Raw genomic sequence first — 22,486 nt, 5'->3', positions numbered from 1 at the left:
GAGGCATTCATGCTAGCGCATATGGTGATACACGTCACCCTTCCGGCGGGCTTTTCTTGTCCCGGTAAAAAAGCGGGCGCCGACCCTGTCAGCGCCCGCTTTCCTCGACAACGCTTACGCTTTTGGTTTAAAGCGCAGCAGGCGGTTAGCGTTACTCACCACGGTAATCGACGACAGCGCCATCGCCGCGCCGGCGACCACCGGATTGAGCAACGTGCCGGTCAGCGGCCAGAGGATCCCGGCGGCAATCGGGATGCCCAGCGAGTTGTAGACAAAGGCCCCCAGCAGATTCTGCTTCATATTGCGTAAGGTCGCCTTCGAAATCGCCAGCGCATCGGCCACGCCGTGAAGACTATGGCGCATCAGGGTGATCGCCGCCGTTTCAATGGCGACATCGCTGCCGCCGCCCATGGCGATCCCGACATCCGCCTGCGCCAGCGCCGGGGCGTCGTTAATCCCATCGCCCACCATCGCCACTTTGTGCCCCTGGCTCTGCAGACGCTTAATGGCGTCGGCTTTACCGTCCGGCAGCACGCCGGCAATCACCTCATCAATGCCGGCTTCTTTGGCGATAGCATTCGCGGTAGTGGGGTTATCCCCGGTGAGCATCACCAGGCGGTAGCCCTGACGATGCAGGCGCGCCAGAGCGTCGACGCTGTCTTCGCGTAGCGGGTCACGGATGGCGAACAGCGCGGCCGCCTGACCATCTACCGCCAGCAGCACCGGCGTAGCCCCGCGCGAGGCCTGCGCCATCATCTCGCTTTCTATATCGCCGGTGGCGATATGTTGCTCGTTGAGCAGCGCCTGGTTACCGAGCAGCAGGCGATGGCCTTCCGCTTCGCCGCTGACGCCCAGGCCGCGCAGGGTGCGGAAGCCGCTCACTTCCGGCAACGGGCTGTCTCCGGCTTTATCAAGGATCGCTCGCGCCAGCGGATGGCTTGAACCCTGCTCAAGCGCGGCGGCAAGACGCAGCGCGGTCATCTCATCAACGTCTGCGAAAGTTTTCACCGCCACCACCTGCGGCTTGCCTTCGGTCAGGGTGCCGGTTTTATCGAACACCAGGGTGTCGAGTTCACTGGCGCGCTGCAGAGCATCGGCGTCGCGCACCAGCACGCCGTATTCCGCCGCCCGGCCAACGCCGGAGATAATCGACATCGGCGTCGCCAGGCCTAAGGCGCACGGACAGGCGATAATCAGTACCGTGGTGGCGATCACCAGGGTATAGACGATCTGCGGCGCCGGGCCGAAGAAGTACCAGATCGCAGCGCTAATCAGCGCAATGGCGACCACCGCCGGGACAAACACCGCGGAGATTTTATCCGCCAGCTGGCCGATCTCCGGCTTGCTGCTCTGCGCCTGGCGCACCATGCGGATAATACGCGCCAGCGTGGTCTGGCTGCCGACGGCGCTGGCGGTGAACAGCACGCTGCCGTCCTGCACTACGGTGCCGGCGTGAATGGCGTCGCCGTCGCCTTTTTGCTGCGGTACCGGTTCGCCGGTGAGCATCGCTTCATCAAACCAGGCTTCCCCCTGGCTTATCACGCCGTCGACCGGGACGCGGTCGCCGGTCGTCAGGCGCAGCGTCATGCCGGCCTGAACTTCAGCGAGCGGCAGATCTTTCTCGCCCTCGGGCGTAACGACCCGCGCCGAAGGCGGCGTCAGGTCGAGCAGTTTTTCCAGCGCTTTTGAGGAGCGCTGGCGGGCGCGGGCCTCCAGCATATGGCCGAGGTTAATCAGGCCGATAATCATTGCGCTGGCTTCGTAATAGAGATGGCGGGCTTCCATCGGGAACCACTGTGGCCACAGGTTGACGCTCATCGAGTACAGCCAGGCGACGCCGGTACCGAGCGCCACCAGCGTATCCATGGTGGCAGTGCCGTTTTTCAGGCTTTTCCACGCGCTGCGGTAGAAGTGGCCGCCGGCGAAGACCATCACCGCCAGGGTGACGAGGCCGATGACCAGCCACAGCGAACGGTTGTCGTCGCTGACCATCATGTTATCGCCGATCATGCCCCAGACCATCACCGGCACGCCGACCAGCAGGGCGACAATCGCCTGCCAGCGAAAACGTTTCATGGTGGCGATGGCGGTTTCCTGCTGCCGTTCGCGGCGTTCCAGATCGTCCTCGATCGCCTCCGCGCCGTAGCCCGCTTTCTCCACCGCCTGCACTAATTCTGCGGCGGACGCACTGCCCATCACCAGCGCCGTGCGTTCCGCCAGGTTAACCCGCGCCTGTGAGACGCCCGGCACCGCGGCAAGCGCGTTCTGTACCCGGGAGACGCAGCTGGCGCAGCTCATGCCGTTGATCAGCAGCTGTTGACTGTCATCTTCGTCATGGGCTGCCGGAAGCTCAGGAGTGGCCGCTGTCAGTGCTTCCGACGGGATTGATGATTCTGCCAGCGGTTTAGCCTTTGGGTGGCTGAGCTCCGCGCCGTATCCGGCTTGTTTAACGGTTTCAATCAGCGCTTGTGCGCTGGCGCTGCCCGTCACATGGGCTTCAGTGAGGGTGACTTCCGCTTGCTCAACGTCAGGACGCTGCTCCAGACTCTCTTTCACGCGTTTAACGCAGTGGCCGCAGGAGAGGCCATCCAGCGTCAGGTCGATAGTGTTAGACATAAATAACTCCTGAATAATTTTCCGGTCAACGATTGACCAGAACCACTCTTTCATCGAGTATTAAGAAGGTTAAACCTTCCAGCAAGGGGAAGGTCAAGGAGAAAAAATGAATATCAGCGATGTGGCGAAAAAAACCGGTTTAACCAGCAAAGCGATTCGTTTTTACGAAGAGAAGGGGCTGGTGACGCCGCCGTTGCGGAGCGAAAACGGTTACCGCACCTACGGTCAGCAGCATCTCGATGAGCTCACGCTGCTGCGTCAGGCGCGGCAGGTGGGGTTTAATCTGGAAGAGTGCCGCGAGCTGGTGGCGCTATTCAACGACCCGTCACGGCACAGCGCCGATGTGAAAAAACGCACGCTGGAGAAAGTGGCGGATATCGAGAACCATATCCGCGAGCTGCAAAATATGCGCGCGCACCTGCTGGCGCTGGCTGAATCCTGCCCCGGCGACGACAGCGCGGAGTGCCCGATTATCGATAATCTTTCCGGCTGTTGTCATCGCAAGGCGCAGGCTTAACGAACAACGGGTCTGATCCGCAGCGTAATCCCTTCCACGGCGACCACTTCGACCTTGCTGCCCGCCGCGAGGTCTTCGTCAGCAATTACCGGCCAGGAGCTGTCGCCCACGCGCACGTGGCCGCGGCCGTTTACCAGCGGGGCATCCAGCGTCAGACGGCGGCCAATCAGCTGTAGCCCGCGCTGGTTGAGTTGAGCATCGGCAGGACGCTGCAGTTTGACGCGCTTGCGCAGCCACTTCGACCACAGCCACGCCGCCAGCAGAGTGAGGACGGCAAACAGCGTGCCTTGCCATTCCCAGCTCAGCGGCAGGAGCCAGGTCAGGGCGCCGGTCACCACGCCGGCGACGCCGCTCCATAGCAGGTATCCGCTGCCGCCCAGCATCTCGGCCGCCAGCAGCAGCCCGCCGAGGCTTAGCCAGAACAGATGGGGGTGGGCGAGGATCATGTCGATCATGATTTTTTCCGATCGCCAGCGCCTTCTTTGATCAGCTCGCTGATCCCGGCGATCGATCCCATCAGGCTGCTGGCATCCAGCGGCATCAGCACCACTTTACTGTTGTTGGCGGCGCCAATCTGCTGCAGCGCATCGGTGTATTTCTGCGCCACGAAGTAGTTGATCGCCTGAATATCGCCTGAGGCGATCGCCGAGGAGACCATCTGGGTGGCGCGGGCTTCCGCTTCAGCGGAACGCTCGCGGGCCTCCGCCTGCAGGAACGCGGACTGCCGCTCGCCCTCCGCCTTGAGGATCTGCGACTGCTTTTCCCCTTCCGCTTTCAGTATTTCCGCCTGACGCACCCCTTCGGCCTCGAGAATATAAGCGCGCTTGGTTCGTTCGGCTTTCATCTGGGCGTTCATCGAGGCGATAAGTTCCGCCGGTGGGCGAACGTCGCGAATTTCGACGCGGGTGATTTTCACCCCCCACGGGTTGGTGGCGTCGTCAACGATATGCAGCAGGCGGGTGTTAATGCTGTCGCGCTGGGAGAGCATTTCGTCCAGCTCCATCGAGCCGAGCACGGTACGGATGTTGGTCATCGTCAGGTTGACGATCGCCTGCTCAAGATTGCTGACCTCGTAGGCGGCCTTCGGCGCGTCAACCACCTGAATAAAGCAAACGGCGTCGATAGTGACGTTGGCGTTATCCCGGGAGATCACCTCCTGTGACGGGATGTCGAGCACCTGCTCCATCATGTTCACTTTGCGGCCGATGCGGTCCATAAACGGCACGACTAAGCTTAATCCCGGCTGCAGCGTCTGGGTAAAACGCCCGAAGCGCTCCACCGTCCACTGGTAGCCCTGCGGGACGATTTTCACCGCCGCGGCCACAATGACCAGCGCGACGAAAATAAGGATAGGAATAAAAATCAGCATCAAAAACCTCCTGTCTTGTTGCCTGGTGGGGCGCTACAAGGAAATAGCGCATGTTTAAATTGAGTATATCTTTCTCCTCATCCTGGAGAAAGGAAAGTGGGGTAAACTAGCGGTGTTTCAGAAAATAATCAGGAAGACTCATGAAGGAAAATAACGCGCTTTTGCGTCTCGAGGATGTGGGATTTAAGACCGACGACGCAGTTATTTTACATAATATCAACCTTCAGCTCAGACCCGGGGAATTCAAGTTGATTACCGGGCCTTCCGGCTGCGGGAAAAGCACCTTGCTGAAAATTATCGCCTCGCTGCTCAGCCCGACCTCCGGACGTCTGTTTTTCGATGATGCCGATGTCGCGACGCTGTCGCCGGAAAGGTATCGCCAGCAGGTCTCTTATTGTGCGCAGACGCCGGCGCTGTTCGGGGATTCGGTTTACGATAACCTGATTTTTCCGTGGCAGATCCGTAATAAACAACCGGATCCGCAGGCGCTGGTGGCCGATCTGCAGCGCTTTGGTCTTGGCGAAAATATGCTGGAAAAATCGATTAACGAACTGTCGGGCGGTGAAAAGCAGCGCGTATCGCTGATCCGCAATTTACAATTTCTGCCGCGCGTGCTGCTGCTGGACGAAATTACCAGCGCGCTGGATGACAGTAATAAACAGAATGTGAATGACATTATTCATGGCTACGCGACGGAAAAACAGGTCGCTGTTCTCTGGGTCACCCACGATCGCAATGAAATTTCGCATGCCGATGAAGTAATTACGCTGCAACCTGCCGGCGGAAACATGCGGGAGGCACAGCATGAACGGGCATAACATTACGAACGAATCGCTGGCGCTGTCGATGGTGCTGGTGCTGATCGCTATTCTGGTGAGCTATCGGGAAAAGCTGGCGCTGGAAAAAGATATTCTCTGGAGCATCTGCCGGGCGATCGTGCAGCTGATTATCGTCGGCTATGTGCTGAAATATATCTTTAACGTCAACCATGCGGTTCTGACGCTGTTGATGGTGCTGTTTATCTGCTTTAACGCGGCGTGGAATGCCAAAAAGCGCAGTAAATATATCGATAAGGCGTTTGTCTCGTCATTTATCGCCATCACCACCGGCGCCGGGCTGACGCTGGCGGTGCTGGTGTTCTCTGGCTCGATAGCCTTCGTGCCGATGCAGGTGATCCCGATTGCCGGGATGGTGGCCGGGAACGCCATGGTGGCGGTGGGGCTGTGCTACAACAATATGGGCCAGCGCTTCAGCAGCGAGCAGCAGCAGATTCAGGAGAAGCTCAGCCTCGGCGCGACGCCGAAGATGGCCTCGGCGCGGCTGATCCGCGACAGCATCCGCGCGTCATTGATTCCCACCGTCGATTCAGCGAAAACGGTCGGCCTGGTGAGTTTGCCAGGGATGATGTCGGGACTAATTTTTGCCGGTATTGACCCGGTGAAGGCGATTAAGTACCAGATCATGGTAACTTTTATGCTGCTGTCGACCGCCAGCCTGTCGACGATTATCGCCGGCTATTTGACCTACCGGAAGTTCTTCAACGCCCGCCATCAGCTGGTGGTGACGCAGCTGAAAAAACGCCCGTGAACGATCCCGGGTTGCTAAGGCTACGTTGCGCCTCGTTCGCATAGCCCGGATAGCGCAGCGCTATCCGGGGCAGGCAACGAATTAGTACAGCAGCGAATAGAGCTGACGGCGGTATTTGGCGGCCAGCGCATCGCCGGTACCGAGGGCGGCGAGGATCTCCTGCAGCATCTTGCGCGCCTGGCCGTCGCCGGCGCCTAAATCCTTCTGCAGATGGCTGAACAGCAGCGCCAGCGCTTCTTCGTTACGCCCGACCTGATGCAGCTGTAGCGCCAGCTGGGAGGCCAGCAGCGCATCCTCCGGATTCTGTTCCACCTGCTGCTGCAGCTGCTGGATTTCCGGCGTGTCGGCGGCCTGTTTGAGCAGCTCAATCTGCGCCACCAGACCCTGATAGTGGGTATCCTGATCCTGCAGCGGGATGGTTTTCAGCACGCTTTCCGCTTCATCGGAACGGTGCAGGGCAATCAGCGTTTCCGCCAGCAGCAGGCCAATCTGGCTCTCCTGATTCGACAGCTGCCAGGCTTCCTTCAGCAGCGGCAGGGCATCGGCGTATTTTTCTTCCTGCATCAGGGCCAGCGCCTGCTGAGCTTTCAGCTCCTCTTCGCGGGGCAGGACTTTATCCAGCAGGGCGCGGATCGCTTCTTCCGGCTGCGGGCCTTCAAAACCGTCCACCGGCTGGCCGTTCTGGAACAGATAAACCGTAGGGATGGCGCGCAGACCAAACTGTGAAGCGAGCATCTGCTCAGCGTCGCAATCGACCTTCGCCAGCGTAAACTGGCCATTGTATTGCGCGGCCAGACGCTCAAGAACCGGGGTCAGCTGTTCGCAGTGCTGGCTGCGGGCAGACCAGAAGTAAAAAAGCACCGGGACGTTCATAGACTGCTGTAGCGTCTGCTGCAGGTTCGCTTCGCTAATGTTGACAATATTCTGTTCGGACATGGGCATTTCTCGTTAGTCGATTTCTGTTTTACATGGGGGCGGCATTCCGCGCTTCAACTCAGCCGTGGATAATTTTGTCCATCGCGCGAGCTGGCAGCAGGCGCTTGAGCAGCGCCACCGCGTGGGTGACCAGGGTGACCGGGTAGCGTAGCTTCGGCTTATCGCTGGTAAAAGCGTGGCGCACTTTTTCCACCACCGCCTCCGGCCCGAGGGTAAAACGGGCGGCGATGCCCGGGTTTTCAACGGGCTTGTCGCTTTGCGTCTGGTTGACGTTATCGGTAAAGCGGGTGCGGATCGGGCCCGGTTCAATCAGGCTGACCTGAATACCGCTGTGGCGCAGCTCCATGCGCAGCGCATCGGACCATGCCTCAAGGGCATATTTGCTGGCGGCGTAGGCGCCGCGGCCGGGGCTGGCGATAAGCCCCATCACCGAGGAGGTCATCACGATGCGCCCTTCGCCGTGCGGGGTCATCGCCGGCAGCAGCAGCATGGTGAGCTGATGGGCGCCAAAAAAGTTGGCGGAAAACTGCTGTTCCATCTGCTGGCGGCTGATGGTGTTCAGCGGGCCATAGACGCCGTATCCGGCGTTATTGAACAGGCCGTAGAGACGATTATCGGTCAGCGCAATCACCTCCGCCGCCGCGCGCTCCACGCTCTGCGGGTCGTCCAGATCGAGCAAAATACCGGTTAGCCCCAGCTCCTGCATTCGCGCCACGTCCTCCGCTTTGCGGCAGGCCGCCAGCACGCGAAAGCCCTGGCGGGTTAAATCCAGCGCGCTTTCCAGACCAATTCCGCTGGAACAGCCTGTCACTAAAACCGTTTTTTGCATAACTTTACCTGTCAGCGACCCCTGGCGTTCAGGAGTCATGATTAACTAAGGGAGCCAGCCGGTTCGCCATCCAGTCGGCGATAAACGGCTGCGCGTCGCGATTCGGGTGAATGCCGTCGTCCTGCATCCACTGGGGTTTCAGATACACCTCCTCCATAAAAAAGGGCAGGAGAGGAATAGCGAACTCTTTGGCCAGGGCCGGGTAAATCGCGCCGAAGGCTTCATTATAGCGGCGGCCATAGTTCGCCGGCAGGTGAATTTGCATCAGCAGCGGCTCGGCGTTGGCCGCTTTGATCGTCTGAATGATGGTGCGCAGCGTCTGCTCGGTCTGCTGCGGCGGAAAGCCGCGCAGCCCGTCGTTGCCGCCGAGCTCAACCAGCACCCAGCGCGGCTGATGCTGCTTAAGCAGCGCTGGCAGACGGGCCAGTCCCTGCTGGGAGGTATCGCCGCTGATGCTGGCGTTCACCACCGGCGTTTTCGCCTGCCACTTATCATTGAGCAGCGCAGGCCACGCGGCGTTGGCCGCCATCCGATAGCCAGCGCTCAGGCTGTCGCCGAGGATCAGCAGCGTGTCCGCCGCCATCGCGCGGCAGGTAAACAGGAACAAAAACAGGAAAGGCACATGCCAGCGGAAAACATACTTGAAGTTCATCATCTTAAGAAGTCCGTCGGTCAGGGGGAGCATCAGCTCACCATCCTTACCGGAGTTGAGCTGGTTGTCAAACCGCGGCAGACCATCGCCCTGATCGGCGAGTCGGGCTCCGGTAAATCGACCCTGTTGGCGATCCTCGCCGGCCTGGACGATGGCAGCAGCGGGGAAGTATCGATGCTGGGCAAACCGCTGCATCGGATGGATGAGGAGGCGCGGGCGGCGCTGCGGGCGCAGCACGTCGGTTTTGTATTTCAGTCGTTTATGCTGATCCCAACGCTCAACGCCCTGGAGAACGTCGAGCTGCCGGCGCTGCTGCGCGGCGCCAGCGATAGCCAGAGCCGGGGCGATGCCCGGGCGCTGCTTGAGCAGCTGGGGCTTGGCAAACGCCTGCACCACCTGCCGGCGCAGCTCTCCGGCGGCGAACAGCAGCGGGTGGCGCTGGCCCGGGCCTTCAATGGGCGTCCGGCCATTCTGTTCGCCGATGAGCCCACCGGCAACCTCGATCGCCAGACCGGGGACAAAATTGCCGATCTGCTGTTCTCGCTTAATCGCGAACACGGCACCACCCTGATCCTCGTCACTCACGATCCGCTGCTGGCGGCGCGCTGCGACCGCCGTCTGCGCCTGGTGGATGGCCAGCTGCGGGAGGAAGCATGATCGCCCGCTGGTTCTGGCGCGAATGGCGCTCGCCGTCGCTGCTGATCGTCTGGCTGGCGTTAAGCCTCGCCGTGGCCTGCGTGCTGGCCCTGGGGTCGATAAGCGATCGAATGGAGAAAGGCCTCAGCCAGCAAAGCCGTGAGTTTATGGCGGGCGACCGGACGCTGCGCAGTTCGCGCGAGGTGCCCGCTGAGTGGATCGCGCAAGCGCGGAATTCAGGGCTGAGCGTCGGCGAACAGTTGAGCTTCGCCACCATGACCTTTGCGGGCGATACGCCGCAGCTGGCGGACGTCAAGGCAGTGGATGACCGCTATCCGCTGTATGGCACTCTCGAGACGCAGCCGCCGGGGCTGAAGCCCCGGGCGGGCAGCGTCCTGCTGGCGCCAAGGCTGATGGCGCTGCTGAACCTGAAAACCGGCGATACGATTGACGTTGGCGACGCCACGCTGCGCATTGCCGGGGAAGTGATTCAGGAGCCGGATGCGGGGTTTAACCCCTTCCAGATGGCGCCGCGGCTGATGATGAATATGGCCGACGTGGCAAAGACCGGCGCCGTGCAGCCCGGCAGTCGCGTCGCATGGCGTTATAAGTTCGCCGGCGACGCTGAACAGCTGGCCCGTTATGAGCAGTGGCTGCTGCCGAAACTCGGCCCGGAGCATCGCTGGATTGGTCTTGAACAAGACGACAGCGCGCTGGGCAAATCCCTCGAACGCTCGCAGCAATTCTTGTTGTTATCCGCGCTGTTGACGCTGCTGCTGGCCGTCGCGGCGGTGGCCGTGGCGATGGGCCACTACTGCCGCAGCCGCTACGATCTGGTCGCCATACTCAAGACGCTGGGCGCCGGACGGGCGCAGCTGCGCAAGCTGATTGTCGGTCAGTGGCTGCTGCTGCTGGCGCTGTCGGTGATAACCGGCGGGGTGGCGGGGCTGGCGCTGGAGCGCCTGCTGCTGCTGGTGCTCAAACCGGTTCTTCCCGCCGCGCTCCCGCCGGCCAGCGGCTGGCCGTGGCTGTGGGCGGTGGGCGCGACCGGCGTGATTTCCCTGCTGGTGGGCCTGCGGCCGTATCGGCTGCTGCTGGCGACCCTGCCGCTGCGAGTGCTGCGCCAGGACGTGGTGGCCAGCGTCTGGCCGTTAAAAATCTGGATCCCGACGGTCAGCGCCGTGGTGGTGGGCCTGCTGGCGTGGCTGATGGGCGGCAGTCCGCTGCTGTGGTCAGTGCTGGCCGGGGCGGTGGTGCTGGCGCTGCTGTGCGGCCTGGTGGGCTGGGGATTGCTGTGGCTGCTCAAACGCCTGACGCTCAGAGCCTTGCCGCTGCGTCTGGCGGTGAATCGCCTGCTTCGCCAGCCGTGGTCGACCCTCAGCCAGCTGGCGGCGTTTTCCCTGTCGTTTATGCTGCTGGCGCTCCTGCTGGTGCTGCGCGGCGATCTGCTCGACCGCTGGCAGCAGCAGCTGCCCCCGGAGAGCCCGAACTACTTCCTGATCAATATCGCCCCTGAGCAGATAATGCCGGTGAAGACCTTCCTCGCCGAACATCAGACGCGGGCGGCGGAATTCTATCCGATCGTCCGGGCTCGTCTGACGCAGATCAACGGCCAGTCCACGGACGGGAATAAAGACGAAGCGCTGAATCGCGAGCTTAATCTCACCTGGAGCGAACAGCGTCCGGATCATAATCCGCTGGTGGCCGGCAGCTGGCCGCCGAAGCAGGGCGAGGTATCGATTGAGGAGGGGCTGGCGCAGCGATTGGGAGTGACAATCGGCGATACGGTGACCTTTACCGGCGATACGCAGGAGTTCAGCGCGAAGGTGAGCAGCGTGCGCAAAGTCGACTGGGAGAGCCTGCGGCCAAACTTCTTCTTTATTTTCCCCACCGGGGCGCTGGACGGGCAGCCGCAGAGCTGGCTCACCAGCTTCCGCTGGGATAATGGTCCTGCGATGTTGACCCAGCTGAACCGCGAGTTTCCCACCGTCAGTCTGCTGGATATTGGCGCTATCCTGCGTCAGGTCGGCCAGGTGCTCTCCCAGGTCAGCCGGGCGCTGGAGGTGATGGTAGGCCTGGTGACGGCCTGCGGCGTGCTGCTGTTGCTGGCGCAGGTGCAGGTCGGTATGCGTCAGCGTCATCAGGAGCTGGTGGTCTGGCGCACGCTGGGGGCCGGGAAATCGCTGCTGCGCGCCACGCTGTGGGCGGAGTTTGCCCTGTTGGGGCTGGTCTCCGGCCTGGTGGCGGCGATAGGCGCCGAAGTGGCGCTGGCGATGCTGCAGACTAAAGTCTTTGATTTTCCCTGGGCGCCGGACTGGCGGCTGTGGGTGATGCTGCCGCTGACGGGAGCGGTGTTGTTATCCTTGTGCGGCGGCGGGCTGGGGCTGCGTTTATTAAAAGGGAAAGCGCTATTCCGTCAGTTTAGCCAGTAAGAATATTACATGTTGATGATGCGCCGCCGTTTTTGGCGGCGCTTTTATTTTAAGCGCACAAATTGATAAACCATTGATTTTTAAGCGCACGAAACATTAAAAACCCAGCAACACGCTGTGCTGATTCGCGGTTAATATTCAACTGGAAAATATAAGGTTGCTTATTAATCAAGGAAAAACTATGGCACACACAATAAAAACGCTGGCGATCTCGATCGGCGCAACATTAGCGTTAACGTCATTGGCTGCCCACGCGGAAATCACCCTGCTAAAACAGGATCCGCAGGCGGGGGATCCGTTAAGCCGGCTTAACTTTACCGTCGGCGGAAGTATCCGCCCGCAGTTCAATATGATGACCGGCGACGGGGATAAAGGCTCCTATAAGCGCAACGGTTTCGACGGCGGCACCCGCTTTCGTTTCGCCGCGGACTACTATCTGTTCGATGATATTAGCTGGATCAGCTACTACGAACTGGGGGTGAATATTCCGGCGCTGTTCGACTGGGATAATCACTACGCGGAAGGGGCGAACAATACCACCCGCCGCATGCTGTATACCGGCCTGAAAAGCGATACCTGGGGGACGTTAACCTACGGTCAGCAAAACAGTATTTACTATGATGTGGTCGGGGTGAAAACCGATATCTGGGACTACGATATGATTGCCCAGGCGCCGGGCAACGGTATTAACGGCGATTATGATGGTTCTTATCGTTCACGTAATATGCTGAAATATAAGAAAACCGTTGGCGATGTCGATCTTTACGGCTCCTATCTGTTCGAAGACAGCGAATACCTGCCGGGTAATGGTCTGCGCTATAAACGTAAAGGCGGCGGTTCTATTGGCGCGGACTACCACATCATGAAGGATCTGACCTGGGGGACCGCGTGGAACTACACCCGCGCCGAAATGCGCGACCCGTCAAGTTCCGACAGCAAAACCTATGACCAGAACATCGTCGGTACCGCGCTGAGCTGGACCCCGGATAACTGGACTTTCTCCTTCGGCGGCGGCTGGTATCAGAACTTCCTCACTACCAAAAAAACCGATGTCCATAATTACTTCGCCGGCGACGCCTGGGGGATTGAATATTTTGCGGGCTATAAATTCCCGATCAATCAATATGCCGTTAAATCTATTCAGCCGTACTTTATGGGCGACCGCCTGGAATATGTGAACGGCCGTAACTACCAGCGTATTGATAACGGTCTGGGGATCAGCTTCCAGCTGGATTATGGTTTCCGCGTTGACTACGAGCACGTGTTTACCTCCAGCACCGACAACCTGGGCGATATGAACCTGGTGCGTCTGCGCTACGACTTCTAAGCGGTAACCATTCCCCGGTGACGCAGCGCTTACCGGGGCTACAGGTTCACCGCCGTCTGCGGACCCGTAGCCCGGCTAAGGCGTTTACGCCGCAAGCCGGGACAAGAGAGGGTGTGATTACTCCGCCAGCCAGGCAGCGACCTCCTGCCAGTTGCCGCGAAAAATAATCTTCCCGGCTTTTTTCCCCAACTGATAGCGATACATCGGGTCGTAGTATTCTTCCAGTAGCGGCACCAGCCAGGCGAAGTGCGCCTCGGTGCTGGCGGTGCGCTGCTGCTGCGCCAGCGCCTCATCGAGGCGTTCAGTGAGCTGGGCAAAACGCTGCAGCCCCAGGCGACGGCGGATGGCAAACAGGCCGTGATGCAGATACTCGCCGTATGCCTGCCAGCCTTTCTCTTCGCCATAGGCGGCGATAAAGTCGCGATACATGCGATCGAAATACTCCTCGCGCAGCCGTTCGAGGCGAACGTCAAACGGATCTTCCACCACCGCCAGCGGCGATTGCGCCATGCGGATGCGCAGGCACTCCGGCAGATGGTTGGCGCCGATCATATGGCCTTCATCTTCCAGCACCCAGCGCGTCTGCTGTTCGGCTTTTTTGAGCAGGCTGACCGCAAGGTGGTTTTCAAAGGTGGCTTGCGGATGCTGCGGCTGTAGCGTGCGGCCAAACGAAGAGCCGCGGTGGTGGGCATGGCCCTCCAGATCGATACCGTCCGGTCGCGAGCAAACCAGCTGGGTTTTGCCGTTGCCGGTGCAGCCGCCAATCAGCACGATCGGTCGCTGTACCAGCGCGTCGATGGCCTGGATCGCCGCCTGGCGCAGCGCTTTATAGCCGCCGACGATCAGGGGGTAATCCACACCAGCTTCTTTCAGCCACTGCTGGACGATATGCGAGCGCTGGCCGCCGCGAGCGCAGCACAGGAAACCGTGCGGGTAACGGGCGCACGCTTCCAGCCAGGCCTGGATCCGGCTGGCGCGCAGGTCGCCCTGGACCAGCTTATGGCCGAGCGCCAGCGCCGCTTCCGGCCCCTGGCGCTTGTAGCAGGTGCCGACCGCGGCGCGTTCTTCATCATTCATCAGCGGCAGGTTGATCGCCGCCGGCATCGCGCTTTGGCTAAACTCCACCGGGGCGCGCACGTCAATCAGTGGCGTATCGCTGGCGAGAATGGCGCGATAATCCGTCCCATTGGTCATGGGGTATCCTCTGAAGTCAAAACAGAAATGGGCTTTACAGCAAGGGGGGGATTGTACGCGCCTCAAGGTGTGCCGGGGAAGGGGATAGATCAAATCCCCGGCACGAAGGGCTTAGCTGAGCTGCGCCTGCGCCCAGACGATACCGCTGGCGTATTCCGCTGGCAGCAGCGGCTTCAACGCTTCCAGCGTCGCGCTCAGACGGTCTGTATCGCTGTCGGTCAGGTTCAGGTGGCCGACTTTACGACCCTGGCGCACTTCTTTATCGTACCAGTGCAGGTGGACCAGCGGCAGCTTCAGCCAGTCGTAATTGAGATCGGTGCCGATCAGGTTGATCATCACCGACGGGCTGTTAACCACCGGCGGCGGCAGCGGCAGGCCGGTCATCGCTCGCAGATGCAGCTCAAACTGGCTGATGGAGGCGCCATTTTGCGTCCAGTGGCCGCTGTTGTGTACGCGCGGCGCCAGCTCGTTAATCAGCAGCCCCTCGGCGGTGACGAAGCACTCCATCGCCATCACGCCGACGTAGTTCAGCTCGTTCATGATCGCCGTCAGCATGCTTTCCGCTTGCTCCTGCTGGCGGGCATTGGCCTGCGGGAAGGCGACGCTGGCGCGCAGAATACCGTCCTGATGCAGGTTGCGGGTCAGCGGGTAGAAGACGGTGCTGCCGTCCTGGGCGCGGGCGCCTACCAGCGACACTTCGCCGGAGAAGTTAATCCCCTGCTCGACGATGCACTCGCCGTAGTTATCGTCCGGTAGCTGATCGATCTCGTTTTCCCGCAGACGCCACTGGCCGCGGCCGTCGTAGCCGCCGACGCGACGCTTAACGATCGCCAGTTTGCCAAGGCGGGCAAACACCGCCGGCCACTCGCTTTTATCCGCCAGCAGCTGCCACGGGGCAGTGGCGAGGCCCAGCTTATCGAACAGCTGCTTTTGCGTCAGGCGATCGGCGATAATCGGGAAGACGTCGCGGTTGACGAACGCCGGGTGGCGGGCCAGCTCGCGGGTGAGGGCGGTTTCCGGCCAGCGTTCAATTTCTGCGGTGATGACGCTCTGCTGGAACGGCACCGCTTCCGGATCGGCTTCCAGCCCCACCGGCCAGACGGCGATACCCAGCGGCTCGCCGGCCTGGCGCAGCATACGGCCTAACTGGCCGTTACCGAGCACGCATACCTGTTTCATGCCGCACCCCGCGGGTCCGGGTTATCCAGCACTTCATCGGTTTGCGCCTGACGCCAGGCGCTCAGGCGCTGGTGGAGTTCAGCATCATGCTGGGCGAGGATCTGCGCGGCGAGCAGACCGGCGTTTGCAGCCCCGGCTTTGCCGATGGCCAGGGTACCGACCGGAATACCGCGCGGCATCTGCACAATGGAGTAGAGGCTGTCGACACCGCTTAAGGCCGCGCTCTGAACCGGTACGCCGAGCACCGGCACCAGGGTTTTCGCCGCAATCATGCCCGGCAGATGCGCCGCGCCGCCTGCCCCTGCAATAATCACCTGATAACCGTGGCTTTCGGCGCTTTCAGCGAAGCTGAACAGCTTATCGGGCGTGCGATGGGCGGAGACCACTTCGACATGGTACGGAACGTTCAGGGCATCAAGGATTTCTGCGGTAAACTGCATGGTAGCCCAGTCGCTTTTGGACCCCATCACGATGGCGATACGCGCCGAATTATTGCGGGAAGACATGCGTCTTAAAACTCCTGTGGGTGTGTTTCACACTGCTTTAGAGGGCACAGAGAATAGCATGAACTGCCGGCAAGGAAAACGGTTGCGTGTGCATGGTTAGCCGTCTTTTGTCTCGCTCTGCGATGACGACGATCGCGGCTTATTGGCCTTGATCTCATTCATGCAACAAGTGATAAGCAGTACTAACCCCCAGGGGAGCATCAGGGTGCCCATCATCAGTAAATAGATTTGTACTGACCGGCTCTCGTGAGGGCGGGTACAGAGCAAATAAATGGCATAGAAATAAATAGCCCACGCCAGCATCGCACACCAGACAAACGTCAGCGTGTTGCCGAGAGCGACGCCGATTAAGGCGATATAGCTTATCCCTAACGGATTGAGGAGTGCGATGATCATTCCCCAGATCAGCGGCTGGCTCCACTTTTTCCTGTTCATGCTCGTTCCTTGAGAGTGATGTCGAGGAAGACTAGCATGCGGAATGCCGGGAGGCGCATACCTCCGCCCGGGCAAAAGGCGGTTTCGGAATTATGCTCGCGCAGGAATTAGAACGGGAAGTGGATCAGTTCGACGTCGTCCGGTGTCACCTTGACCATCGATCCTTCGCTGTGCCAGGCGCCAAGCACCACGCGCCATGCGGGCTGGCCGTTGGCCATCAGGTCATGGACCGCCGGGCGATGGGTATGGCCGTGGATCAGCCACTGCACGTGATGCCGCTCCATCGCGTCAACCACCGCCTGCGGATTCACATCCATAATTTCCATTGATTTGCTGCTGTTGGCGGCTTTGCTGTCGGCGCGCATGCGGGCGGCAATACGGCGGCGGATAAACAGCGGCAGGGCCAGGAACAGGCGCTGGATCCACGGGATGTGGACTTTCGCGCGAAACGCCAGATAGCCCGGGTCATCGGTGCACAGCGTGTCGCCATGCATAATCAAGACTTCACGGCCATAGAGGTCCAGTCGCTCTTCTTCGGCGAGCAGGATCATCCCGCTCTGGCGGGCGAAGCGCTGGCCGACGAGAAAATCGCGGTTGCCGTGAATGAAGTAGCAGGGCACGCCGGCGTCGACGACGGCTTTGATTGCCGTAGCGATTTGCTGATGCAACGGGTTCGGATCGTCATCGCCGATCCATGCCTCGAACAGATCGCCAAGGATATACAGGGCGTCCGCCTGACGGGCTTCCCCCTGTAAAAAACGCAGAAAACCGGCGGTGATCGCCGGTTCTTCTGTTTGCAGGTGCAAATCTGCAATAAAAAGTGTCGCCACGAATTACTCGCTGACGGTGACGCTTTTGATGATCACATCGTCTTTCGGCACATCCTGGTGCATGCCGCTGCGGCCGGTGGCAACCGCTTTGATTTTGTCAACCACGTCCATGCCTTCAACCACTTCCGCGAAGACGCAGTAGCCCCAGCCCTGCAGGCTTTCGCCGGAGAAGTTCAGGAAGTCGTTGTCAACCACGTTGATGAAGAACTGCGCGGTTGCAGAGTGCGGCGCCTGAGTACGGGCCATCGCCAGCGTGCCGCGGGTGTTTTTCAGACCGTTGTTCGCTTCGTTCTGAATCGGAGATTTGGTCGCTTTTTGTTTCATGCCAGGTTCAAAACCGCCGCCCTGAATCATGAAGCCGTTGATAACACGGTGGAAAATGGTGTTGTCGTAGAAACCTTCGCGGCAGTAGTCCAGGAAGTTTTTAACTGTTTCCGGCGCTTTGTCGTCAAACGTTTTGATTACGATATCGCCATGATTGGTGTGGAAAGTAACCATTTTTGCATCCTGTTCCGATGAGTGTGGTGCCAGCACCCGGTGTCGGGTGAGATATAGGGGGGTGTTATAGCATAACCGCGGGGGTCGATGCACCTTGCAATGTGTGCTGCGTCCTGTGTGAATTATGGGTATTATAGAGGCTTCATTACCCACACACGTCTACACGGAATCTTCGATGTTAAAAATTTTTAATACACTGACGCGCCAGAAAGAGGAATTTAAACCTATCCATGCCGGGGAAGTCGGCATGTACGTGTGTGGTATTACCGTTTACGATCTCTGTCACATCGGCCATGGGCGTACCTTCGTCTCCTTTGACGTTGTGGCGCGTTATCTGCGTTTTCTCGGCTATAAGCTGAAGTACGTGCGCAATATCACCGATATCGATGACAAAATCATTAAGCGCGCTAATGAAAACGGTGAAAGCTTTGTCGCGCTGGTCGATCGGATGATCGCCGAAATGCACAAGGATTTTGACGCCCTGAATATTTTGCGTCCCGACAGCGAGCCGCGCGCGACGCATCATATTGCGGAAATCATCGAGATTACCGAGCAGCTGATCGCCAAAGGCCATGCCTATGTGGCGGATAACGGCGACGTGATGTTCGATGTGCCGACGGACCCGAACTACGGTTTGCTGTCGCGTCAGGATCTCGATCAGCTGCAGGCGGGGGCGCGCGTCGACGTGGTTGACGTCAAGCGTAACCCGATGGACTTCGTTCTGTGGAAGATGTCGAAAGAGGGCGAGCCAAGCTGGCCGTCGCCGTGGGGCGCGGGCCGTCCGGGCTGGCATATCGAGTGCTCGGCGATGAACTGCAAACAGCTGGGCAACCATTTTGACATCCACGGCGGCGGTTCCGATCTGATGTTCCCGCATCACGAAAACGAAATCGCTCAGTCCACCTGCGCCCATGACGGCGAGTACGTTAACTACTGGATGCACTCCGGCATGGTGATGGTCGACCGCGAGAAGATGTCGAAATCGCTGGGCAACTTCTTTACCGTCCGCGACGTGCTGAAGTATTACGATGCGGAGACCATTCGCTACTTCCTGATGTCCGGCCACTATCGCAGCCAGCTGAACTACAGCGAAGAGAACCTCAAGCAGGCGCGCTCGGCGCTGGAGCGTCTGTACACCGCGCTGCGCGGTACCGACAAATCCGTCGACGCGGCGGGCGGCGAAGCCTTCGAAGCACGCTTTATCGAGGCGATGGACGATGACTTCAACACCCCGGAAGCCTACTCGGTGCTGTTCGATATGGCGCGCGAAGTAAACCGCCTGAAAACCGAGGACGCGGCCGCGGCGAACGCCATGGCGGCCCACCTGCGTAAGCTTGCGTCGGTGCTGGGGCTGCTGGAGCAGGAGCCGGACGCCTTCCTGCAGAGCGGCGCGCAGGCTGACGACGCGGAAGTAGCGGAAATTGAATCGCTTATCCAGCAGCGTCTGGACGCGCGTAAAGCGAAAGACTGGGCGGCGGCGGATGCGGCGCGCGATCGTCTTAACGAGATGGGGATCGTGCTGGAAGATGGCCCGCAGGGCACCACCTGGCGCCGGAAGTAAGTCATAAAAAAACGCCCGCTTAAGCGGGCGTTTTCCTTTTCGCGGTCAGGCCGTGACGGTTACGCTCTGGCCTTCAAAGCTCACCGTCTGACCGGCGACGATTTTGCAGCGTTTGCGGGTTTCCACCGCGCCGTCGACTTTTACCAGCCCGTCGGCGATGGCAATCTTCGCCTGGGCGCCGCTTTCGCTCCAGCCTTCCAGCTTCAGCAGATCGCACAGCTCAACGTGCGGGTGTTTTCCTAAGGAAAATGTCGCCATCTCAGGCCTCCTCAACGTCGTGGTACTCTTCGCACGCCTGCAGCGTGTTCTGAATCAGGGTGGCGACGGTCATCGGGCCAACGCCGCCGGGAACCGGGGTGATGTAGGATGCGCGTTCAGCGGCATCTTCATACACCACGTCGCCGACCACTTTGCCGCTTTCCAGACGGTTAATGCCGACATCGACCACAATCGCCCCTTCTTTGATCCATTCGCCAGGAATAAAGCCCGGTTTACCCACCGCGACGATCAGCAGGTCGGCGTTTTCGACATGATGGCGCAGGTTTTTGGTAAAGCGGTGGGTGACGGTGGTGGTGCAGCCGGCCAGCAGCAGCTCCATGCTCATCGGGCGGCCGACGATATTGGACGCGCCAATGACCACCGCATTCAGGCCGTAGGTGTCGATATTGTAGCGCTCCAGCAGCGTCACGATACCGCGCGGGGTGCACGGACGCAGGCGCGGCGCCCGCTGGCACAGGCGGCCAACGTTGTAAGGATGGAAGCCATCGACGTCTTTATCCGGCGCGATGCGCTCGAGAACTTTGACGTTATCGATCCCTGCCGGCAGGGGCAGCTGAACCAGAATACCGTCGATGGTCTTATCGGCATTCAGGGTGTCGATAAGCTCCAGCAGCTCGGCTTCGCTGGTGGTTTCCGGGAGATCGTAAGAGCGGGAGACGAAGCCCACTTCTTCACATGCTTTGCGCTTGCTGCCGACATAAATCTGCGAGGCCGGGTTGCTGCCGACCAGCACGACGGCCAGCCCAGGGGCGCGTTTTCCGGCCGCAACGCGAGCCTTCACTTTTTCCGCAACCTCAGAGCGTACCTGCTGCGCAATCGTTTTACCGTCAATAATTTTTGCTGCCATCAGAGAGAGGATTCCATCTGTATCTTTACGAAAGGGGGATGAGGATATTTTGTCAGAAGCCGGCCTCGCTGTCAGTCCTCGTTTGCTGTTTTATCCTGTCTGGGGCAAATTTAGCCAGTTTTTGACCCTTTTCATTGCATGGTTATTGGTGTATTGCGCCTGGCCACTCAGTCGATTTACTGGCGTAAGAGCCCCGGTGGTATGCTTCTTGTACAGTTGGCGGAGGATATTTCGCCAGCGTCGTATAAGCCCCGCAGTTTCCTGGCAAAATGGATTGACTCAACCGACGTGGACCGTATAATTCCAGGCGTTTCACTCCGCGAAGCACTCGCTTCTCAGGGCGCCCTTAGCTCAGCTGGATAGAGCAACGGCCTTCTAAGCCGTAGGTCACAGGTTCGAATCCTGTAGGGCGTGCCATTAAGAAACAAGCACTTACGCCAGTTTTAAACCAGCCTGATTTCCTCCTTGTGTCGTATTTGTGTCGCTAGCGCCAAAAATGGCGTCAATTTTCCGTGCGTGTTCGGTCAGGTGGTTCGGTGCCAGGTGAGCATAGCGACGTACCATCTCGATGCTCTCCCATCCTCCCATTTCCTGTAAAACAGAAAGCGGGACGCCGGACTGGATCAGCCAGCTCGCCCAGGTGTGCCGGAGGTCATGAAAACGGAAATCCTCAATACCCGCTTTTTTCAACCCGGCGCGCCAGGCGTTATTGTCATCCACCCGCATTTTTCTAACCGCGGGCGTCAGTGTCCCATCAGGGCGATGCTTTGCCGTCGTGTGAACGAACACCCACCGGGAGTGCTTCCCTATCTGATCCCTTAATACCCTGCATGCGGTATCATTCAGAGCTACGCCAATCGCCTTGCCCGCTTTTGCGTTCTCCGGATTTACCCATGCAACCTTTCTCTGCATATCGACCTGCTGCCACTCAAGCCCGATGATGTTTGAGCGGCGCAGGCCGGTTGCCAGTGCAAATATCACCACTGGCTTAATGCTCTCCGGCATGCACTCGATCAGCCGCTCAGCTTCTTCTCTGGTCAGCCACCGTATCCGCTTACTGATCGGCTTGCGGGTTTTGATAACAGGAGCTGTTTTTATCCAGCCCCAGTCATTCGCCGCGGCCCTGAGAAGGGAACGAATGAAGGAAAGGTGTTGCGCCTTCGTCGCCTGCGAAACCTGCCGTGGTTTGTACTCCGGAACAGGCTTACCCTTCCTCAGCGCGGCATCACGCTTACTCTCCCACACCTGCAGGTGTTTACGGTTGATCATCCCGTTAACGGCTTCGTGGACTTCCTCAGCTGTTATCTTCGAGACATCACGGCCGGAAAAATGCTGCAGCCAAAACTCAATCTTGGTTTTGTCATCATCCAGCGATCGCTTATGGTCTTTCTCCCGCAACCACCGGATACAGCACTCTTCGAAGGTTCTGACGGGAAGGTCGCCGATCTGGTCAACCCGCCACGCTTCCGCCTTCAGTTTGTCGTGGAGCTCCTGAGCCTGCTTTTTGTCCCCCGTGCCAAGAGATCGCCTAACTCTTTTTCCTGACGGCGTAAAGAAATGACAGTGCCACACGCCGCCCCTGAGGGTGATTGACATAAAACTTCTCCTTTATGTTCACCCGCGTTCGCGATGACAGGATCGCGCGGGGTTTTCAAATATGCAATACACGCCGCCTCGGTCGTTCTGTACTTGTTGCCGACCTTGCGGCCGGCGAGCTCCCCAGATTCAATGAGACGATAGATCACCCGCGCCGACACGATGAGCAAATCGGCGGCCTGCTGTGCTGTTATCGGTTTGTCAGACGCCATATTTCCTCCCGGTTACGCCGCCCGCTGGGCGCGCAGTTTCTTAATGTGTTCGCTCTGCTCCAGCTCTGCCTTTATCTGCTGGGCCTCTTCGTGAGAGAGCGGCTCGAAGTCATTGTTAAAGCGGTCTATGCTTGCGGTGTTGACCCGCCCCTGGCGCCAGTAGCGAACCGTCTTGTCGTCGCTGCTGGCGATAATTACCGGCCATCCGTGGCAATCGGCAAAGAGCTGACCTCTCTGAATTAGTTTGAACATCACGGCCTCCGGTGTTTACCGCGTAATTCCTCATCTTCCTGACAATCAGCGCAGCGCTGACAGCCCGCCACCAGTTCCCGGCGCCGCTCGGGTATCTCTTCCCCGCAGTCGCGGCAGTGAGTAGCTGAAACTGCGTTATGGTTGATGCGCATGTTCTGGATGGTCATTTCCAGCCGGCGCTCTGCCAGCTCGTTGG

The 22,486-nt window shown here is 59.5% G+C and carries 26 protein-coding genes and 1 tRNA gene; 8 read left to right on the top strand and 19 right to left on the bottom strand.

Annotated features, from left to right (window positions below; genetic code table 11):
- Window positions 1–114 precede the first annotated feature (114 nt).
- Window positions 115–2,616 (bottom strand): copper-exporting P-type ATPase CopA, encoded by a 2,502-nt coding sequence (copA, locus tag ACOI7Z_RS19520; RefSeq protein WP_044521405.1) that lies wholly within the window; start codon window positions 2,614–2,616, stop codon window positions 115–117.
- 106 nt (window positions 2,617–2,722) lie between these two features.
- Here copA and cueR point away from each other — a divergent pair, with 106 nt between their 5' ends.
- Window positions 2,723–3,133: a Cu(I)-responsive transcriptional regulator gene (gene cueR, locus ACOI7Z_RS19515; protein WP_004204725.1), complete on the top strand. Its 411-nt coding sequence runs from the start codon at window positions 2,723–2,725 to the stop codon at window positions 3,131–3,133.
- On the opposite strand, the gene ACOI7Z_RS19510 is transcribed toward cueR, so the two are convergent.
- Together ACOI7Z_RS19510 and ACOI7Z_RS19505 are read right to left on the bottom strand one after the other, a co-directional pair.
- Window positions 3,130–3,588 carry an NfeD family protein gene (locus tag ACOI7Z_RS19510; RefSeq protein ID WP_087849732.1) on the bottom strand — a complete coding sequence of 153 codons (459 nt, stop codon included), beginning with the start codon at window positions 3,586–3,588 and terminating at the stop codon, window positions 3,130–3,132. The genes cueR and ACOI7Z_RS19510 overlap by 4 nt on opposite strands.
- Window positions 3,585–4,502 carry an SPFH domain-containing protein gene (locus ACOI7Z_RS19505; RefSeq protein WP_004204723.1) on the bottom strand — a complete coding sequence of 306 codons (918 nt, stop codon included), beginning with the start codon at window positions 4,500–4,502 and terminating at the stop codon, window positions 3,585–3,587. Before ACOI7Z_RS19505 ends, ACOI7Z_RS19510 begins: the two co-directional genes overlap by 4 nt.
- A 140-nt stretch (window positions 4,503–4,642) precedes the next feature.
- On the opposite strand from ACOI7Z_RS19505, the gene fetA reads away from it, so the two are divergent.
- Together fetA and fetB are read left to right on the top strand one after the other, a co-directional pair.
- Entirely contained in the window at window positions 4,643–5,320 is a 678-nt protein-coding gene (fetA, locus tag ACOI7Z_RS19500) for an iron efflux ABC transporter ATP-binding subunit FetA (protein WP_086075287.1), read from the top strand.
- Complete coding sequence (gene fetB / locus ACOI7Z_RS19495; protein WP_004204721.1) at window positions 5,307–6,089, top strand: iron efflux ABC transporter permease subunit FetB; 783 nt, start codon at window positions 5,307–5,309, stop codon at window positions 6,087–6,089. The genes fetA and fetB overlap by 14 nt, the downstream gene beginning before the upstream one ends.
- An 81-nt stretch (window positions 6,090–6,170) precedes the next feature.
- Here fetB and ACOI7Z_RS19490 read toward each other — a convergent pair whose 3' ends face one another.
- Genes ACOI7Z_RS19490 through tesA form a run of 3 tightly spaced genes read right to left on the bottom strand, consistent with a single transcriptional unit; the run spans window position 6,171 to window position 8,506 of the window.
- On the bottom strand, window positions 6,171–7,025 hold the full coding sequence (locus ACOI7Z_RS19490) for a co-chaperone YbbN (RefSeq protein ID WP_023288662.1): 855 nt from the start codon (window positions 7,023–7,025) through the stop codon (window positions 6,171–6,173).
- A 58-nt stretch (window positions 7,026–7,083) separates the two neighbouring features.
- Window positions 7,084–7,893: an SDR family oxidoreductase gene (locus ACOI7Z_RS19485; protein ID WP_009484702.1), complete on the bottom strand. Its 810-nt coding sequence runs from the start codon at window positions 7,891–7,893 to the stop codon at window positions 7,084–7,086.
- The gene (gene tesA / locus ACOI7Z_RS19480; protein WP_170927865.1) at window positions 7,883–8,506 is read right to left on the bottom strand and encodes a multifunctional acyl-CoA thioesterase I/protease I/lysophospholipase L1; all 624 of its coding nucleotides are present in this window, start codon (window positions 8,504–8,506) and stop codon (window positions 7,883–7,885) included. Before tesA ends, ACOI7Z_RS19485 begins: the two co-directional genes overlap by 11 nt.
- Here tesA and ybbA point away from each other — a divergent pair.
- Complete coding sequence (gene ybbA / locus ACOI7Z_RS19475; RefSeq protein ID WP_032454210.1) at window positions 8,477–9,163, top strand: putative ABC transporter ATP-binding protein YbbA; 687 nt, start codon at window positions 8,477–8,479, stop codon at window positions 9,161–9,163. The two genes, tesA and ybbA, sit on opposite strands and share 30 nt — an antisense overlap.
- The gene (gene ybbP / locus ACOI7Z_RS19470; RefSeq protein WP_087849734.1) at window positions 9,160–11,574 is read left to right on the top strand and encodes a putative ABC transporter permease subunit YbbP; all 2,415 of its coding nucleotides are present in this window, start codon (window positions 9,160–9,162) and stop codon (window positions 11,572–11,574) included. The genes ybbA and ybbP overlap by 4 nt, the downstream gene beginning before the upstream one ends.
- Here the strand turns inward: ybbP and ACOI7Z_RS19465 are convergent.
- Window positions 11,551–11,664: a hypothetical protein gene (locus tag ACOI7Z_RS19465; RefSeq protein WP_032428640.1), complete on the bottom strand. Its 114-nt coding sequence runs from the start codon at window positions 11,662–11,664 to the stop codon at window positions 11,551–11,553. The genes ybbP and ACOI7Z_RS19465 overlap by 24 nt on opposite strands.
- A gap of 91 nt (window positions 11,665–11,755) precedes the next feature.
- On the opposite strand from ACOI7Z_RS19465, the gene ACOI7Z_RS19460 reads away from it, so the two are divergent.
- The gene (locus ACOI7Z_RS19460) at window positions 11,756–12,901 is read left to right on the top strand and encodes a porin (RefSeq protein ID WP_087849735.1); all 1,146 of its coding nucleotides are present in this window, start codon (window positions 11,756–11,758) and stop codon (window positions 12,899–12,901) included.
- A gap of 117 nt (window positions 12,902–13,018) precedes the next feature.
- Here ACOI7Z_RS19460 and mnmH read toward each other — a convergent pair whose 3' ends face one another.
- The 6 genes from mnmH to ppiB form a co-directional block, all read right to left on the bottom strand.
- The gene (gene mnmH, locus ACOI7Z_RS19455) at window positions 13,019–14,095 is read right to left on the bottom strand and encodes a tRNA 2-selenouridine(34) synthase MnmH (RefSeq protein WP_087849736.1); all 1,077 of its coding nucleotides are present in this window, start codon (window positions 14,093–14,095) and stop codon (window positions 13,019–13,021) included.
- Window positions 14,096–14,206: 111 nt separating this feature from the next.
- Complete coding sequence (purK, locus tag ACOI7Z_RS19450; protein WP_087849737.1) at window positions 14,207–15,274, bottom strand: 5-(carboxyamino)imidazole ribonucleotide synthase; 1,068 nt, start codon at window positions 15,272–15,274, stop codon at window positions 14,207–14,209.
- Window positions 15,271–15,780 (bottom strand): 5-(carboxyamino)imidazole ribonucleotide mutase, encoded by a 510-nt coding sequence (purE, locus tag ACOI7Z_RS19445; RefSeq protein WP_004151322.1) that lies wholly within the window; start codon window positions 15,778–15,780, stop codon window positions 15,271–15,273. The genes purK and purE overlap by 4 nt, the downstream gene beginning before the upstream one ends.
- 96 nt (window positions 15,781–15,876) lie before the next feature.
- Complete coding sequence (locus ACOI7Z_RS19440; protein WP_087849738.1) at window positions 15,877–16,215, bottom strand: hypothetical protein; 339 nt, start codon at window positions 16,213–16,215, stop codon at window positions 15,877–15,879.
- A gap of 107 nt (window positions 16,216–16,322) precedes the next feature.
- A complete protein-coding gene (gene lpxH, locus ACOI7Z_RS19435) occupies window positions 16,323–17,045 on the bottom strand; it encodes a UDP-2,3-diacylglucosamine diphosphatase (protein WP_087849739.1) in 723 nt (240 codons plus the stop codon).
- Window positions 17,046–17,048: 3 nt separating this feature from the next.
- Window positions 17,049–17,543 (bottom strand): peptidylprolyl isomerase B, encoded by a 495-nt coding sequence (ppiB, locus tag ACOI7Z_RS19430; RefSeq protein WP_004151319.1) that lies wholly within the window; start codon window positions 17,541–17,543, stop codon window positions 17,049–17,051.
- Window positions 17,544–17,718: 175 nt separating this feature from the next.
- Between ppiB and cysS the strand changes: the two genes are divergently transcribed.
- A complete protein-coding gene (gene cysS, locus ACOI7Z_RS19425) occupies window positions 17,719–19,104 on the top strand; it encodes a cysteine--tRNA ligase (protein ID WP_004204706.1) in 1,386 nt (461 codons plus the stop codon).
- 45 nt (window positions 19,105–19,149) lie between these two features.
- On the opposite strand, the gene ybcJ is transcribed toward cysS, so the two are convergent.
- Complete coding sequence (gene ybcJ / locus ACOI7Z_RS19420) at window positions 19,150–19,362, bottom strand: ribosome-associated protein YbcJ (protein ID WP_004143016.1); 213 nt, start codon at window positions 19,360–19,362, stop codon at window positions 19,150–19,152.
- A gap of 1 nt (window position 19,363) precedes the next feature.
- Window positions 19,364–20,230 carry a bifunctional methylenetetrahydrofolate dehydrogenase/methenyltetrahydrofolate cyclohydrolase FolD gene (folD, locus tag ACOI7Z_RS19415; protein ID WP_004143017.1) on the bottom strand — a complete coding sequence of 289 codons (867 nt, stop codon included), beginning with the start codon at window positions 20,228–20,230 and terminating at the stop codon, window positions 19,364–19,366.
- 340 nt (window positions 20,231–20,570) lie between these two features.
- Between folD and ACOI7Z_RS19410 the strand changes: the two genes are divergently transcribed.
- A tRNA-Arg gene (locus ACOI7Z_RS19410) sits at window positions 20,571–20,647 on the top strand.
- Window positions 20,648–20,662: 15 nt separating this feature from the next.
- Here ACOI7Z_RS19410 and ACOI7Z_RS19405 read toward each other — a convergent pair.
- The 4 genes from ACOI7Z_RS19405 to ACOI7Z_RS19390 all read right to left on the bottom strand — a co-directional run.
- Window positions 20,663–21,820: a tyrosine-type recombinase/integrase gene (locus ACOI7Z_RS19405; RefSeq protein ID WP_223168401.1), complete on the bottom strand. Its 1,158-nt coding sequence runs from the start codon at window positions 21,818–21,820 to the stop codon at window positions 20,663–20,665.
- Complete coding sequence (locus tag ACOI7Z_RS19400; protein WP_074428891.1) at window positions 21,703–22,038, bottom strand: helix-turn-helix domain-containing protein; 336 nt, start codon at window positions 22,036–22,038, stop codon at window positions 21,703–21,705. The genes ACOI7Z_RS19405 and ACOI7Z_RS19400 overlap by 118 nt, the downstream gene beginning before the upstream one ends.
- Window positions 22,039–22,050: 12 nt before the next feature.
- A complete protein-coding gene (locus ACOI7Z_RS19395) occupies window positions 22,051–22,290 on the bottom strand; it encodes a DUF4222 domain-containing protein (protein WP_042935469.1) in 240 nt (79 codons plus the stop codon).
- On the bottom strand, window positions 22,290–22,486 hold a 197-nt coding region (locus ACOI7Z_RS19390; RefSeq protein WP_420702434.1), incomplete at its 5' end, for a TraR/DksA C4-type zinc finger protein. The genes ACOI7Z_RS19390 and ACOI7Z_RS19395, both read right to left, overlap by 1 nt.

The sequence above is a fragment of the Klebsiella sp. C283 genome (assembly GCF_048822555.1).
GTDB lineage: Bacteria > Pseudomonadota > Gammaproteobacteria > Enterobacterales > Enterobacteriaceae > Klebsiella > Klebsiella quasipneumoniae.
The sequence above is the reverse complement of the archived record's forward strand: the minus strand, read 5'-3'. Positions and strand labels throughout refer to the sequence as shown.